Origin of the sequence: Azospirillum aestuarii (assembly GCF_016632405.1) — a bacterium.
Taxonomy (GTDB): domain Bacteria; phylum Pseudomonadota; class Alphaproteobacteria; order Azospirillales; family Azospirillaceae; genus Azospirillum; species Azospirillum aestuarii.
In genome coordinates this window covers 19419-32568 of the sequence record NZ_JAEPIV010000039.1, presented here as the reverse complement: position 1 = coordinate 32568, position 13150 = coordinate 19419, and the positions used below count along the sequence as shown (strand labels likewise).

Genomic DNA, 13150 nt, shown 5'->3' with positions numbered 1-13150 from the left:
CCGGTGACCATGCCGCGGGCGTACTCCTCCGCCCGCCGCGCCGCCGTGCGCAACGGACGCGGCAGTTGCTCCGCGATGTCCTTGGCCAGATGGCGCAGGCTGAGATAGGGCTTCGACGAGATCAGCCGCGACAGATATGCGCTCATCGCGCCGACCGGCGGAGCGATGGACATGTCGTTGTCGTTCAGGATGACGATCAGCTTGCTGTTCGCCGAGCCGGCGTTGTTCATCGCCTCGTAGGCCATGCCGGCGCTCATCGCGCCGTCGCCGATCACGGCGATCACATGATTGTCGCGGCCCAGCTGGTCGCGCGCCACCGCCATGCCCAGCCCCGCGGAGATGGAGGTGGAGCTGTGGCCGGCGCCGAACGGATCGTACTCGCTCTCCGACCGGTTGGTGAAGCCCGACAGCCCGCCGCCCGTGCGCAGGGTGCGGATGCGGTCGCGGCGCCCGGTCAGGATCTTGTGCGGATAGCACTGGTGCCCGACGTCCCAGATCAGCCGGTCGGCCGGCGTCTGGAAGACGTAATGCAGGGCGACGGTCAGCTCGACCACCCCCAGCCCGGCGCCCAGATGACCGCCGGTCACCGACACCGCGCTGATGGTTTCCGTCCGCAGTTCATCGGCCACCTGCCGGAGCTGGTCGGGCTTGAGCGCGCGCAGGTCGGCGGGGGTGTGGACGAGGTCGAGAAGCGGCGTCTTGTCGTTGAGGGTCACGTTGGGAACGTCCTCCGTTCAGGTCCGCCGCGCGACGACGAAGTCGGCGACCGCTTTGAGGGTATCGGCACGCCCGTCGAAGATCTCCAGGTGCGCCTTGGCCTGGACGGCCAGCATCGCAGCCTGCGAGCGGGCCCGGTCCTGCCCGAGGATGGACACGAAGGTCGACTTTCCCGCCTCCGCGTCGCGCCCGACCGACTTGCCGGTCTCCGCTTCCGTCCCCTCGATGTCCAGCAGGTCGTCGACGATCTGGAAGGCCAGCCCGAGGTCGTGGGCGTAGGCGCGCAGCGCGTGGCGCTGCGGCGGCGGAGCCTTGCCCAGGATGCCGCCGGCCTCGCAGGAGAAGGCGATCATGTCGCCGGTCTTCATGCGCTGGAGCCGCGTCGTCGTGCCGAGGTCGAAGGTCTCATGCTCGGCGATCAGGTCGAGCATCTGGCCGCCGACCATGCCGTGCGGCCCGGCCGCCTTGGCGAGCGCCGCCACGAGCTGGCAGCGCACGTGCGGGTCCTCGTGGGTCGCCGGGTCGGCCAGCACCTCGAAGGCGTAGGTCAGCAGCCCGTCGCCGGCCAGGATCGCGGTCGCCTCGTCGAACTTGCGGTGCACGGTCGGCTGGCCGCGGCGCAGATCGCCGTCGTCCATCGCCGGCAGGTCGTCGTGAACCAGCGAATAGCTGTGGACGAACTCCACGGCCACGGCGACGCGCAGCGCGCAGTCCGGGTTGACGCCGAACAGCGCCGCGGACTGGCACACCAGGAAGGGGCGCAGCCGCTTGCCGCCGTTCAGGCAGCCGTAGCGCATCGCCTCCAGCACGCGCGATTCGGGGAGGTCGGTGGTCGGCAGGAGGTGCAGGATCGCACGCTCCACATCCGCCGCCATGTCGGCCATGGCTGTCTTGAGGTCGGTCTGCACGTCAGTCGATCCGGGCGGGTTCGGTGCCGAGGGTGCCGTCGGCGGCAACGGTGATGCGGTCGATCTTGGCCTGGGCCTCGCGCAGCTTCGCCTCGCAATGCCGCTTCAGCGCGGTGCCGCGCTCGTAGGAGGAGATCGCGTCGTCGAGCTTGCCGCGCCCGTCTTCGAGCTGGCGAACGATGCGCTCCAGTTCGGACAGCGCGTCCTCAAAGCTGAGGGCGGCGATGTCGGGGGGAATGTTAGCAAGGTCAGCCATGATCCATCCGGCCAATGATCCATACGATGGGGTGCCCGCGATGGGACCGAAACCCGAAATTATGGCTCAGCCCCCAAATGCGCAAGGCCCGCGGGGGGCGTATTACGCTCCCACCACGGGCCTAACCGGAAGAACCGCCGGAAGAGCCTGAGGACTCAGCAGTACATCAGTTCACGCACATGCGCCGCGGAGGCCGATGCCAGGGCGCGCAGATTGTAGCCGCCTTCCAGCACCGACACGATGCGCGCCCCGCAGTGGGTGCGGGCCAGGTCGCCCAGCTTGCGCGTGGCCCAGGCGAAGTCGTCGTCGGTCAGGTGCAGCCCGGCCAGCGGGTCGCGCGAATGGGCGTCGAATCCGGCGGAGATGATCAGCAGGTCCGGTTTGAAATGGTCGATGGCCGGCAGGATGATGTGGGTCATCGCGTGCCGGAACTCCGGCGAGCCGGACATGGCGGCGAGCGGTGCGTTGACGCAGTTGCCGTACTCGCCCTTCTCCCCCGCGTCGCCCGTGCCGGGATAGAGCGGCGACTGGTGGGTGGAGCAATAGAGCAGGTCCGGGTCGCGCTGGAAGATGTCCTGCGTGCCGTTGCCGTGATGAACGTCGAAATCCATCACCGCCACCCGCTGCAGCCCGTGCGCCGCCCGCGCGTGGTAGGCGCCGACCGCGGCGTTGTTGAACAGGCAGAAGCCCATGGCCTTTTCATGCTCGGCATGGTGCCCCGGCGGGCGCACGGCGCAGAAGGCGTTGCGCGAATGGCCCGACGCCACCGCGTCCACCGCCGCGACCACCGCCCCGGCGGCGCGCAGCGCGGCCTCGCCCGAACCGGGGGAGATCACCGTGTCGGCGTCGATGCCCGCGTGCTCCTGTTCCGGGACCAGGGCCAGGACGCGTTCGACATGCTCCCGCGGATGCGCCCGGGACAACTGCTCGATGGTGGCGAGCGGCGCCTCCTGCCGTTCGAGCATGTAGAATTCTTCGGTCTCAAGGGCCGCCAGCACCGAACGAAGCCGGTCGGCGCATTCCGGATGGCCCAGCCCTGTGTCGTGGTCCAGGCAGGCGGCGTGGGTGAACAGGGTGGTGAACATGCTTTTCTGTCTTTTTCGTTCGTGTTCGAGGCATTTCCCTGCACCCATTCTTCCCGGATCGCTAATGAAAGTACAGGATGATTGCGGGGCTTATCGTCACATCCCCCAACCGCCGCCCCCACCCCTTTTGCGCGGCGGACGTGCAAGCCGTCCCGTTTCGCGGCGCCGTCAGGCGCAGCGTTCGATCACGAAACGGTAGACGCCCCCCTCCTCCACGCTGGAGGCCAGCCGGTTGCCGGTGGCCTCGCAAAAGGCGGCGAAATCCTTGGGCGCGCCGGGGTCGGTCGCCTCGACGGTCAGCGTCGATCCGGGCGGCACCGTCTTCAGCGCCTTGCGCGCGCGCAGCACCGGCAGCGGGCATTGCAGCCCCTTGGCGTCGAGCGTCTGGTCGGCCATCGTTCCTTGCACTCCTTCGGACACCGCTGCAACACTTCCAGACGGCGAGTCTAGAACGGCGGCGCGCCCGCCTCAACCCGTTGAACCGTGATTTCACCGGCCGGGGCTTCGCGGAACGGGGAACATTCTTTCGACTACGGGACATCCACGGGTAGACAGCGCGGTACACTCTTCCATATGATTGAACACGAACGATAAACGGCGGTGCTGCGGCGCAGTGATTGGGCGCAACGGTTCGCTGTTGCCTGGCGCCGATGGAAACGGTCGTTTCATGAACATTGCCGATCTGCAGAGCAACGCACGGCGGGCCAGCACGCTGCTCAAAGCCATGAGCAACGAGCGCCGCCTGCTCATCCTGTGCTACCTGACCGAGGGCGAGAAGTCGGTCGGCGAGTTGGAGGAACTGGTCGACCTCAGCCAGTCGGCCCTGTCCCAGCATCTGGCCCGCCTGCGCCGCGACAAGCTGGTGCGGACGCGCCGCGCCGCCCAGAACATCTATTACTCGCTGAACGGGCACGAGGCGCAGACCATCATGGCGACTCTCCATGATCTGTTCTGCGCGCCCGTCGGCCGCAAGAAGGACGAAGAGTCCCCCGCCTCCGCCGAGGAGCCCAGCGGCGCTTCGGTCTGAGCGCCGCTCCTCCTCGGCTCAGGCTTTTCCGAGGAATCGCCGTCCGAACAGAAGAACCGCCAGGGCCAGGACCAGCCAGCCCAGGATGAAGGCGCTGCCCCCGGTCGGGGCCGTCATGGCGAAGGAGAGCGGACCGCCGGTTGCCGTGGCGTAGAGCGTTCCGCTGAACAGCAGGATTCCGGCCACGAACAGCCACCCCGACAGACGCAGCGCCAGGCGCGCCGGGCCGTCGGCGGTGCGCAGCAGCGCGACCAGGGCGACCAGGGCCAGGGCGTGCCACATCTGGTATTGCCCGGCCAGCCGGAACAGTTCCTGCCCGCGCGGATCACCGGCAAGGCCGTGGCTGGCATAAGCGCCGGCCCCCACCGCGACTGCACCGTTCAGGGCCGCGAAGGCCACCCAGAGCCGATCAACCAATCCCATACGTCCTCTCCACACAGGCTTTCCCCCAAGCCTCCCATTGCGGGCGGCGGGAAAAGTTCGATCTCGTAACCAACTGGCCCACCCTTTGCTTGCCTCGGGCAGGCCGGCCATCTTAACCCCTCGGGAAACCGGGAGTCTTCGGCGGTCCGGCGCAAATTGATTTGCAAAATGCCAAAGGCTCGTCGTGAACCACACCATTCTGCACCGACAGCCGCAAGACGATTCCCACGCCGAGGCGGCGCCCCCCGCCGCTCCGGCGTCCTCGGCCGTCACGCCGTCGCCCGCGGAGGACCAGTTGATCGCCTGGGCGACGGCACGCGGCGGACGACTTCTGGTGGTTGACGACAGCCCCACCAACCGGTTGCTGACCGCGGCGCTGATGCGCAAGGCGGGATTCACCGTGGACACCGCGGACGGCGGGGCGGAGGCCATCACCACCGTCACCATGGCTGAAACGCCCTACGACGCCGTGCTGATGGACGTCGCCATGCCGGAGGTGGATGGGATCGCCGCGACCCTGGCCATCCGGGCGATGACCGGTCCGCGCGCCGCGGTGCCGATCATCGCGGTCACCGCCCACGGCTTCGCCGAGGACCGCGACCGCTGCGTGTTCGCCGGCATGAACGATTACGTGCCCAAGCCGGTCCGCCGCCCCGAGCTGCTGGCCGCGCTGAAGCGCTGGCTGGAGCCTGGTGGTTCGGACGGCGGGACCGTCAGAAGGACGATCCCGGTTCCTTGAGGAACTCCACCTCCTCCGGCGTCGTCTCGCGGCCGAGAATCGCGTTGCGGTGGGGGAAGCGGCCGAAGCGCGCGATGACCTCGCGATGGCGTTCAGCGTAGCGCACGACCTCCGGATCGCTCACCCGCTCCCGGAACAGGGTGCAGGACAGCTCCTGACAGTCCATGTCCTCCTGATGCTCGAACGGCAGGTAGAGGAAGATCCGCTCGTCCTCGCTGCACTCCAGATCATGGCCCTGCTCCACCACATGGCGGGCCACCGCCAGGGCCTTGCCGTCGGTCGCGAAGGCCTGCGGCGAGCCGCGGAAGACGTTGCGCGGCACCTGATCCAGCAGGACGCAGAGCGCCAGGCAGCCGTCCACATCCTCCAGCCAGTGATCGTACCGGCCCGCCGCCGCCGCTTCGTGATGGGGAAGCAGCGTGTCCCGCACCGTCCGGTCGAAGCTGTCGGACTGGCGGAACCAGTAGGGCTTCATCGCCTCGTCGAACCAGAAATCCACGATCTCGTCGATCAGCCTGTCGGTCATCTGCACCACCTTCGCCTGAGAATGGGTTCGTCGATCAATCAAGTCGATCAATGAACGGGGGCCACAAAAGAACAGGGCGCCCGAAGGCGCCCTGTCCAGTCTCAATCATCCTCACCGGGCCGTCGATGCGGCTCAGTGCAGGGTGCTCCACAGCTTGCGCTTGGTGGCGTACATCAGGCCGGCCAGCACGATCAGGAACAGGATCACCTTCACGCCCATCTGCTTGCGCGCATCCATGTGCGGCTCGGCGATGAAGGTCAGGAAGGTGCTGATGTCGTGGGCCTGCTGCTGGACCGTCGACGGGGTGCCGTCGGCGTAGGTCACGCCGTCCGGCATCAGGATGTTGGGCATGCCCACCTGATGACCCGGGAAGTACTTGTTGTAGTTCATGCCCGGCATCAGGGTCACGCCTTCCGGCGGGTTCTCCTCGAAGCCGGTCAGGAAGGCGTAGAGATAATCCTCGCCGCCGACGCGGGCCTTCGCCATCAGCGACAGGTCCGGCGGCAGGGCGCCGTTGTTGGCGGCGCGGGCGGCGTTGTCGTTGGGGAACGGCGACGGGAAGCGGTCGGCCGGGATGCCCGGACGCATGAACATCTCGCCCGCGTCGTTCGGACCGGCCTGGACCTCATAGCCGGAGGCGATCGCCTTCAGCTCGTCCTCGTTGAAACCGATGCCCGCGAGGGTGCGGATCGGGACCAGCTTGGCCGAGTGGCAGGTGGCGCAGACTTCCTTGAAGATCTGGAAGCCGCGCTGGGCCGAGGCCTTGTCGATGGTGCCGAAGACGCCGCTGTGCGACCACTCCTGCTTGGGAATGTGCACCGCTTCCGACGCCTGCGCGGCGCCGGCCAGGCCCAGGGCGAAGGCCGCGGAGAGGATGGCAGACTTCAGAGAGCGCATTATGCCTTCTCCATGGGCTTGGCGTGGGCGCCGGCGGCAACGCGGCCACCGCCCTTCAGAACCGGTTCGCAGATGCTGGCGGGAAGCGGCAGAGGCCGCTCCAGCTTGCCCAGCAGCGGCAGCAGGATCAGGAAGTGGAAGAAGTAGTAGGCCGTGCCGATGCGGGCGACCAGCAGCCACACGCCTTCCGCGGGCATCGCGCCGGCGTAGCCCAGAACCAGGGCGTCGATGGCGAGAATCCAGAAGAACTGGCGGTAGATCGGACGGAACTTGCAGCTGCGCACCTTGGAGGTGTCGAGCCACGGCAGGGCCGCCAGCACCGCGATGGCGCCGAACATGGCGAGCACGCCGCCCAGCTTGTCCGGGATGGCGCGCAGGATCGCGTAGAACGGCAGGAAGTACCATTCCGGAACGATGTGCGCCGGCGTGACCAGCGGGTTCGCCGGGATGTAGTTGTCCGGGTGGCCGAGGTAGTTCGGGGCGAAGAAGACGAAGCCCGCGTAGAAGATCAGGAACACGACGACCGCGAAGCCGTCCTTGACCGTGACGTACGGATTGAACGGCACGGTGTCCTGCGGACCCTTGGCGTCGATGCCCAGCGGGTTGTTGGAGCCGGAGACGTGCAGGGCGGCGGTGTGGAGGACGACCAGACCCAGCAGCACGAACGGCAGCAGGAAGTGCAGCGCGAAGAAGCGGTTCAGCGTCGGGTTGTCGACCGAGAAGCCGCCCCACAGCCAGGTCACGATCGGGTCGCCGACCAGCGGGAAGGCCGAGAACAGGTTCGTGATGACGGTGGCGCCCCAGAAGCTCATCTGGCCCCACGGCAGCACGTAGCCCATGAAGGCGGTCGCCATCATGGCCAGCAGGATGAACACGCCGAGAATCCACAGGATCTCGCGCGGCGCCTTGTAGGAGCCGTAGTAGAGACCGCGGAACATATGGATATAGACGGCGATGAAGAACATCGACGCGCCGTTGGCGTGCACGTAGCGCAGCAGCCAGCCGTAGTTGACGTCGCGCATGATGCGCTCGACCGAATCGAAGGCGATGGTCGTGTGCGCGGCATACTGCATCGCCAGCACGAGGCCGGTGGCGATCATGATGACCAGCATGATGCCGGCGATGGCACCGAACGCCCACAGATAGTTGACGTTCCGGGGCATCGGATACTGGTTGTACTCATGGTCCAGCATCGTGAAGATCGGCAGGCGGCTGTCGATCCACTTAACGACGGGATTCTTGAACTGGGGGGCGTGAGCCTGAGCCATCTTGGGGTCTCCAGAACCTTAAGGGCCGCTTAGCCGAGCCGGACCGCGGTGTCGCTCGTGAAAGCGTACTGCGGAACGACGAGGTTGGCCGGGGCGGGACCCTTGCGGATGCGCCCTGCGGTGTCGTAGTGCGAGCCGTGGCACGGGCAGAACCAGCCGTCGAACTCACCGCGCGGATCGGTCGGCTTCTGCCCCAGGGGCACGCAGCCCAAGTGCGTACAGATGCCGACGACGATCAGCCATTCCGGCTTCTTGACGCGGGCGTCGTCGGCGGCCGGGTCGCGCAGGTCGCCGAGGTTGACGGTGCGGGCCTCCTCGATCTCCTTCGCCGTGCGGTGGCGGACGAAGACCGGCTTGCCGCGCCAGGTGACGGTGATCGCCTGGCCTTCCTGGACCGGGGCCAGATCCACGTCGATCGAAGCCAGCGCGAGGGTGTCGGCGGCCGGGTTCATGCTGTCGATGAACGGCCAGACAGCGGATGCGACACCAACGGCACCCACGGCCCCGGTCGCGAGGTAGAGAAAATCACGGCGGGAAGCCCCCTCGCCGCCGGGGGCCGCGTGGCCACCCGTCCCGGGCGGATGCGTGGTCTGAGCCATAAGCGTTAATCTCCTCAAGGCATACGCGGCGCGCCGAAGCGCCCTATGACACGTGGACCAGTGTTTATCACGACTTGACGGGCATGTCCGCTCACTGGGTGGGTGGGTGCGCGCCGCGTCGACCGGGGTTGTATCTCCCGGGTATCCGGGGTGCGGTATACAGTCGCGGCAACGCCTTGAAAAGGTTTTGTCATCGGGACAACTTGTCGCGCTTTGCAGTGCACCATTAGACGTCGCTGAACCAAAAGGGAATTCCATGCGCCTCGTACTCTTCGAACCGGACATTCCCCAGAACGCCGGGACGCTGATGCGTCTGGCGGCGGGACTCGGGATGCCGCTGGACCTGATCGAGCCCTGCGGCTTCGTTCTGGACGACCGCAAGCTGCGGCGGGCCGGGATGGACTACATCGACCAGCTGGCCCTGGTCCGGCACAGCTCCTGGACGGCCTACCGGGCGCTGCCGCAGGCCGGGCGGCTGGTGCTGCTGACCACCCGCGGCGCCGTTCCCTACACCGATTTCGCCTTCGCGCCGGACGACCGGATCATGGTCGGCCGCGAGAGCGCCGGGGTGCCCGACGACGTGCACGATGCGGCCGACGCCCGTCTGGTGATCCCCCTGACGCCGCCCGCCCGGTCGCTGAATGTTGCGCTGAGTGCCGCGATGGTGTTGGGTGAAGCCCTGCGGCAGACGGCCGCATTGCCGAGACCCTCGCCCCTTCCCTCGCCCTGACCGACGCCGGACGCCCGCCCATGACCACCTCCCCCACCGACGCCATGGACATCAGAACCGGCCGGCAGGCTCAAGCGAGCGCCTGGTTCGCCGAACTGCGCGACCGCATCTGCGCCGAGTTCGAACGGATCGAGGACGAACTGACCGGCACCCATTCCGACCTGCCGCCCGGCCGCTTCGAGCGCAAGCCCTGGCAGCGCCCCGACCATGGCGGCGGCGAGGGCGGCGGCGGCGTGATGTCGGTGATGCGCGGCCGCGTGTTCGAGAAGGTCGGGGTCAACGTCTCCACGGTGCACGGCACCTTCAGCCCCGAATTCCGCGCCAACATCCCCGGCGCCGCGGAGGACGGGCGGTTCTGGGCGTCGGGGATCAGCCTCGTCGCGCACATGCGCTCGCCGCTGGTGCCGGCCACCCACATGAACACGCGCCACATCGTGACCAGCATCGGCTGGTTCGGCGGCGGCGCCGATCTGACCCCGATGGTGCCCGACGAGCAGGACACCGCCGACTTCCACGCCGCCTTCCGCAGCGCCTGCGACCGCCACGACCCGACCTGCTACGCGCGCTACAAGGAATGGTGCGACCGCTACTTCTTCCTGCCGCACCGGGGCGAGGCGCGCGGCGTCGGCGGCATCTTCTACGACAACCTGGATTCCGGGAACTGGGAGGCTGACTTCGCCTTCACCCGCGACGTCGGGCTGGCCTTCCTGGAGGTCTTCCCCGCCCTGGTCCGCCGCCACATGAACCGGCCCTGGACCCCGGAGCAGCGCGAGCACCAGCTGATCCGCCGCGGCCGCTACGTCGAGTTCAACCTGCTCTACGACCGCGGGACGACCTTCGGCCTGAAGACCGGCGGCAATACCGAGGCCATTCTGATGAGCATGCCGCCCGAAGTGAAGTGGCCGTAGACACGAACATTTCCCTTTCCCCTCTGGGGAGAGGGTCAGGGTGAGGGGGTTGTGCGTGTCAGTAGGTTCGGCACAAGCACATCCCCCTCACCCGCCCGCTGCGCGGGCACCCTCTCCCGGGGCGGGAGAGGGATTGTTCAAGCGCCGCCCCGCCTCCGCCAGACACTCGTCCCGTCCGGGCCGGAAGTCCTCGGCGATCCACCAAGCCTCGACCTGCTTCAGCAACGCACCCACCGCCGGGCCGCGCGGCATCCCCATGGCCAGCAGGTCGCGCCCGGCGATGGGAAGGACCAGGGACGGCAGATCGTCCGCGGTCGCCAGCGCCGACTTCACCGCGCCGAGCGCCACCGGTCCGGGGGCATCCACCGCCGCCAGCATCACGAGGTCGCGGTACAGCCCGGCATCGCCCAGCCGGTAGAGCGCCTGCCGCCGCTTCACCGGCCCGTCGGACGGCGATATAGCCATCGGCGGCTCGGTCAGGGCGGCGAGGCGGTCGCGGTCGGCGTTGGACAGGCGCAGCGTCTGGGCCACGGCCAGCGCCCCCGCCCGATCGGTGTCCAGCACGGCGGCGAAGCGGCGCACCGCCTCGGGCGGCTCGTCGAGATCGTGTTCCAGCCGGACCAGACCGTCCAGCCGGGCGGTGCGGACCGCGTCCGGCAGGAGATGAACCATGACGCCGAGCCGGATCATCAGGTTCCAGGCCGACGCCGGGTCGGGCGCCGCCAGCAGACGGGACAGCTCACCCCGCACCCGCTCCCCCGACAGGGTGGGCAGGCGCGGAGCCATCTCCGCGCAGGCGGCCAGCGCCGCCTCGTCCGGAGCGCCGCGCCCGTAATGGGCGTGGAAGCGGAAGAAGCGCAGCAGACGCAGCACATCCTCCTCGATGCGCTCGCGCGGGTCGCCGACGAAGCGCACCCGCCCGGCGGCCATGTCCGCCAGCCCCCCGAAGGGGTCGTAGACGCAGCCGTCCAGCGTGCAGCTCAGCGCGTTCATCGTCAGGTCGCGCCGGGCCGCGTCCTCCCGCCAGTCGTCGGTGAACTCCACGCGGGCGTGACGCCCGAAGGTCTCGACGTCGCGGCGCAGCGTGGTGATCTCGTAATGAGCCTTCCCGACCACGGCGGTGATGGTGCCGTGCTCGATTCCGGTGGGAATGGCGCCGATGCCTGCGGCCTTCAGCAGCGTCATCACCCGCTCTGGCGGGGCGTGGGTGGCGATGTCGATGTCCTTGACCTTGCGGCCCAGCCACGCGTCGCGCACGCAGCCGCCGACGAAGCGGGCGTCCGCCCCTCCGGCGGCCAGGGCGTCGAACACGGCGCGCGTCTCGGGCGCGGTCATCCAGGGCTGCAGGGCGATGCGGGCGTTGACGGTCATGGCGGCAGGCTAGCCCGCAAGACGCTCAATTGCCAGATGGCCCGCTACCAGAGGCCCCGCCACCGACCACCCGCCCGTCTTCGAGATGGGCGGGCGTGTAGGGTGTGTGCGGTGCCACCCCGCTGGTCAGGGCGACGGACCCCAGCGTCACCGCCATCGCCGCCACCCCGGCGAAGACCAGCCAGGGCCAGGGCGCGGTCGCCCACCAGGGGGCCGGGCTGTGCGCCTCCTCCGCCTCGCGGCGGCGCCGCTCGACGACGAACACGTACAGGGCATAGCCGACCGTGGGCAGGACCAGGGGCAGGATGACCGTCAGGAAGATCCGCAGCACCGCGCCGCCCGCCTTACGATGTTCCGCCGGCGGGCAGGTCGCCCAGGCGATCGGTTCCCAGGCCGTCACACCCCAGCCCCTCGGTGCGCAGGACGTCGCAGAGATTCACCAGCATCCCCGCCGTCGCGCCCCAGATGAAGCGTTGCTGGTAGGGGAAGGCGTAGAAATAGCGTTGCGCGCCCTGGAACTCGCGGCTGTGGCGCTGCGGGTTGGTCGGGTCGAGAATGGCGGCCAGAGGCACTTCGAACACCTCGGCCACTTCGGTCGGGTCGGGAGTCATCTGGAAGGGCGGGCGCACCAGCCCGACCACCGGGATCACCCGGAAGCCGGTGCGCGTCACGTAGGTGTCGAGCCGCCCCAGCACCTCGATCCGGTCGCGCGCCAGCCCGATCTCCTCCTCGGTCTCGCGCAGGGCGGTGTCTTCCGGGTCGCGGTCGTCGCTCTCCATCCGACCGCCGGGAAAGCTGATCTGCCCGGCATGGGCGGTCAGGTTGGCGGTCCGCTGGGTGAAGATGACCGTCGGTTCCTCCGGACGGTCGACCAGCGGCACCAGGACGGCGGCCTCCCGCAGCTTGCCGTGCGAGGGCTCGAAACCGGGATTCAGATCATGGTCGCCGCGCACCTTGACGGGGCGCAGGCCGGCGGCGGCGCTTCCCGGAAAGCGCTTGCGGACCTCGTCGAGACTCACTCGCCAGGCAGCCTGCCCAGCGCGAAGAAGACCTTCTTGCTCCATACCCCCACCTCAGCCTCACCATCATGGCCGCGCGTGTCGGCCCGGTCCACCATTTCGTAGTAGACCGGCCGGAGAATTCGCGCTTCGAGCCCGTTTCTTATGAGAATATAGGGCGTCGGTTCGCCATTTTCAGGATTGTGGACGACTCTGATCGGATGATCCGGCCCGCATTCGACCCATTCGTCTAAATTTGTACGGAATGACAGCGCCTGTTCGTCTCCGCTTCCGCTTGCGGCCATTTCCACGGCGACGAACGGGGTGTCCTCAACCACGATCCGCCCACGCTCGACCGGGGTGACCAGCCAGAAGTCGCCCGCCTCGTCGCGCCGCAGGACGGTGGCGAAGAGCTTCACCAGTTCGATCCGCCGGATCGGGTCGCCCTCATGGAACCAGGTGCCGTCGCGGGCGATGCGGATGTCGAACCGCTGGTCCCTTACGGTCAGGGGCAGGCTCTCGCCGCTCTCGTCACCTGGGCGCGTTTCATTTGGGCGCTTGTCATTCGCCCCATCATTGCCGACCTTCATCGCTAGCCTTCTCGTGTTTTTAGGGCGTGAGGGGCGCAGAGGGAACTGGCCGCGCAACGTAATTTCGCCATACTCGTCACATAGGTCCGGACTGGCGGATTTGCCACG

General features: G+C 68.2%; 18 protein-coding genes. 4 read left to right on the top strand and 14 right to left on the bottom strand.

From position 1 onward, the window contains the following. The 5 genes from JJL56_RS30040 to JJL56_RS30020 form a co-directional block, all read right to left on the bottom strand. Positions 1-716: 1-deoxy-D-xylulose-5-phosphate synthase N-terminal domain-containing protein (locus tag JJL56_RS30040; protein ID WP_345772661.1), on the bottom strand; the 716-nt coding region annotated here is incomplete at its 3' end. A gap of 18 nt (positions 717-734) precedes the next feature. After that, on the bottom strand, positions 735-1601 hold the full coding sequence (locus tag JJL56_RS30035; RefSeq protein ID WP_145627515.1) for a polyprenyl synthetase family protein: 867 nt from the start codon (positions 1599-1601) through the stop codon (positions 735-737). 25 nt (positions 1602-1626) lie between these two features. Further along, positions 1627-1881 carry an exodeoxyribonuclease VII small subunit gene (locus JJL56_RS30030; protein ID WP_014198453.1) on the bottom strand — a complete coding sequence of 85 codons (255 nt, stop codon included), beginning with the start codon at positions 1879-1881 and terminating at the stop codon, positions 1627-1629. A 155-nt stretch (positions 1882-2036) separates the two neighbouring features. Next, the gene (locus tag JJL56_RS30025) at positions 2037-2966 is read right to left on the bottom strand and encodes a histone deacetylase family protein (RefSeq protein ID WP_145627335.1); all 930 of its coding nucleotides are present in this window, start codon (positions 2964-2966) and stop codon (positions 2037-2039) included. A gap of 168 nt (positions 2967-3134) precedes the next feature. Then, positions 3135-3362, bottom strand: coding sequence for a sulfurtransferase TusA family protein (locus JJL56_RS30020; RefSeq protein WP_145627337.1), 228 nt, complete (start codon positions 3360-3362; stop codon positions 3135-3137). 271 nt (positions 3363-3633) lie between these two features. Here JJL56_RS30020 and JJL56_RS30015 point away from each other — a divergent pair, with 271 nt between their 5' ends. Continuing rightward, a complete protein-coding gene (locus JJL56_RS30015; protein ID WP_145627340.1) occupies positions 3634-3993 on the top strand; it encodes an ArsR/SmtB family transcription factor in 360 nt (119 codons plus the stop codon). An 18-nt stretch (positions 3994-4011) separates the two neighbouring features. Here JJL56_RS30015 and JJL56_RS30010 read toward each other — a convergent pair whose 3' ends face one another. Beyond that, a complete protein-coding gene (locus tag JJL56_RS30010) occupies positions 4012-4416 on the bottom strand; it encodes a DUF423 domain-containing protein (protein WP_145627341.1) in 405 nt (134 codons plus the stop codon). Between the two features lie 184 nt (positions 4417-4600). Here JJL56_RS30010 and JJL56_RS30005 point away from each other — a divergent pair, with 184 nt between their 5' ends. After that, positions 4601-5155, top strand: a complete 555-nt coding sequence (locus JJL56_RS30005) for a response regulator (RefSeq protein WP_145627343.1) — start codon at positions 4601-4603, stop codon at positions 5153-5155. On the opposite strand, the gene JJL56_RS30000 is transcribed toward JJL56_RS30005, so the two are convergent. From JJL56_RS30000 to petA, 4 genes are all read right to left on the bottom strand, one after another. Continuing rightward, complete coding sequence (locus tag JJL56_RS30000; protein ID WP_145627344.1) at positions 5130-5681, bottom strand: DUF924 family protein; 552 nt, start codon at positions 5679-5681, stop codon at positions 5130-5132. The two genes, JJL56_RS30005 and JJL56_RS30000, sit on opposite strands and share 26 nt — an antisense overlap. A 132-nt stretch (positions 5682-5813) precedes the next feature. Beyond that, positions 5814-6578, bottom strand: a complete 765-nt coding sequence (locus JJL56_RS29995; protein WP_200487515.1) for a cytochrome c1 — start codon at positions 6576-6578, stop codon at positions 5814-5816. Beyond that, positions 6578-7846 (bottom strand): cytochrome b, encoded by a 1269-nt coding sequence (locus tag JJL56_RS29990; RefSeq protein ID WP_145627348.1) that lies wholly within the window; start codon positions 7844-7846, stop codon positions 6578-6580. The genes JJL56_RS29995 and JJL56_RS29990 overlap by 1 nt, the downstream gene beginning before the upstream one ends. A 29-nt stretch (positions 7847-7875) precedes the next feature. Further along, entirely contained in the window at positions 7876-8445 is a 570-nt protein-coding gene (gene petA / locus JJL56_RS29985) for a ubiquinol-cytochrome c reductase iron-sulfur subunit (RefSeq protein ID WP_145627349.1), read from the bottom strand. Positions 8446-8701: 256 nt separating this feature from the next. On the opposite strand from petA, the gene JJL56_RS29980 reads away from it, so the two are divergent. Together JJL56_RS29980 and hemF are read left to right on the top strand one after the other, a co-directional pair. Next, positions 8702-9175 (top strand): tRNA (cytidine(34)-2'-O)-methyltransferase, encoded by a 474-nt coding sequence (locus JJL56_RS29980; RefSeq protein WP_200487514.1) that lies wholly within the window; start codon positions 8702-8704, stop codon positions 9173-9175. A gap of 20 nt (positions 9176-9195) precedes the next feature. After that, positions 9196-10083 (top strand): oxygen-dependent coproporphyrinogen oxidase, encoded by an 888-nt coding sequence (gene hemF / locus JJL56_RS29975; protein ID WP_247890688.1) that lies wholly within the window; start codon positions 9196-9198, stop codon positions 10081-10083. Between the two features lie 87 nt (positions 10084-10170). Here hemF and JJL56_RS29970 read toward each other — a convergent pair whose 3' ends face one another. The 4 genes from JJL56_RS29970 to JJL56_RS29955 are packed head-to-tail and all read right to left on the bottom strand — an operon-like array spanning position 10171 to position 13042. Beyond that, the gene (locus tag JJL56_RS29970; RefSeq protein ID WP_145627353.1) at positions 10171-11454 is read right to left on the bottom strand and encodes a CCA tRNA nucleotidyltransferase; all 1284 of its coding nucleotides are present in this window, start codon (positions 11452-11454) and stop codon (positions 10171-10173) included. A 25-nt stretch (positions 11455-11479) separates the two neighbouring features. Then, positions 11480-11785, bottom strand: coding sequence for a DUF6111 family protein (locus tag JJL56_RS29965; protein WP_200487513.1), 306 nt, complete (start codon positions 11783-11785; stop codon positions 11480-11482). A gap of 13 nt (positions 11786-11798) precedes the next feature. Further along, complete coding sequence (locus JJL56_RS29960; protein ID WP_200487512.1) at positions 11799-12473, bottom strand: CoA pyrophosphatase; 675 nt, start codon at positions 12471-12473, stop codon at positions 11799-11801. Continuing rightward, positions 12470-13042, bottom strand: coding sequence for a DUF1285 domain-containing protein (locus JJL56_RS29955; RefSeq protein ID WP_145627355.1), 573 nt, complete (start codon positions 13040-13042; stop codon positions 12470-12472). The genes JJL56_RS29960 and JJL56_RS29955 overlap by 4 nt, the downstream gene beginning before the upstream one ends. Positions 13043-13150 lie beyond the last annotated feature (108 nt).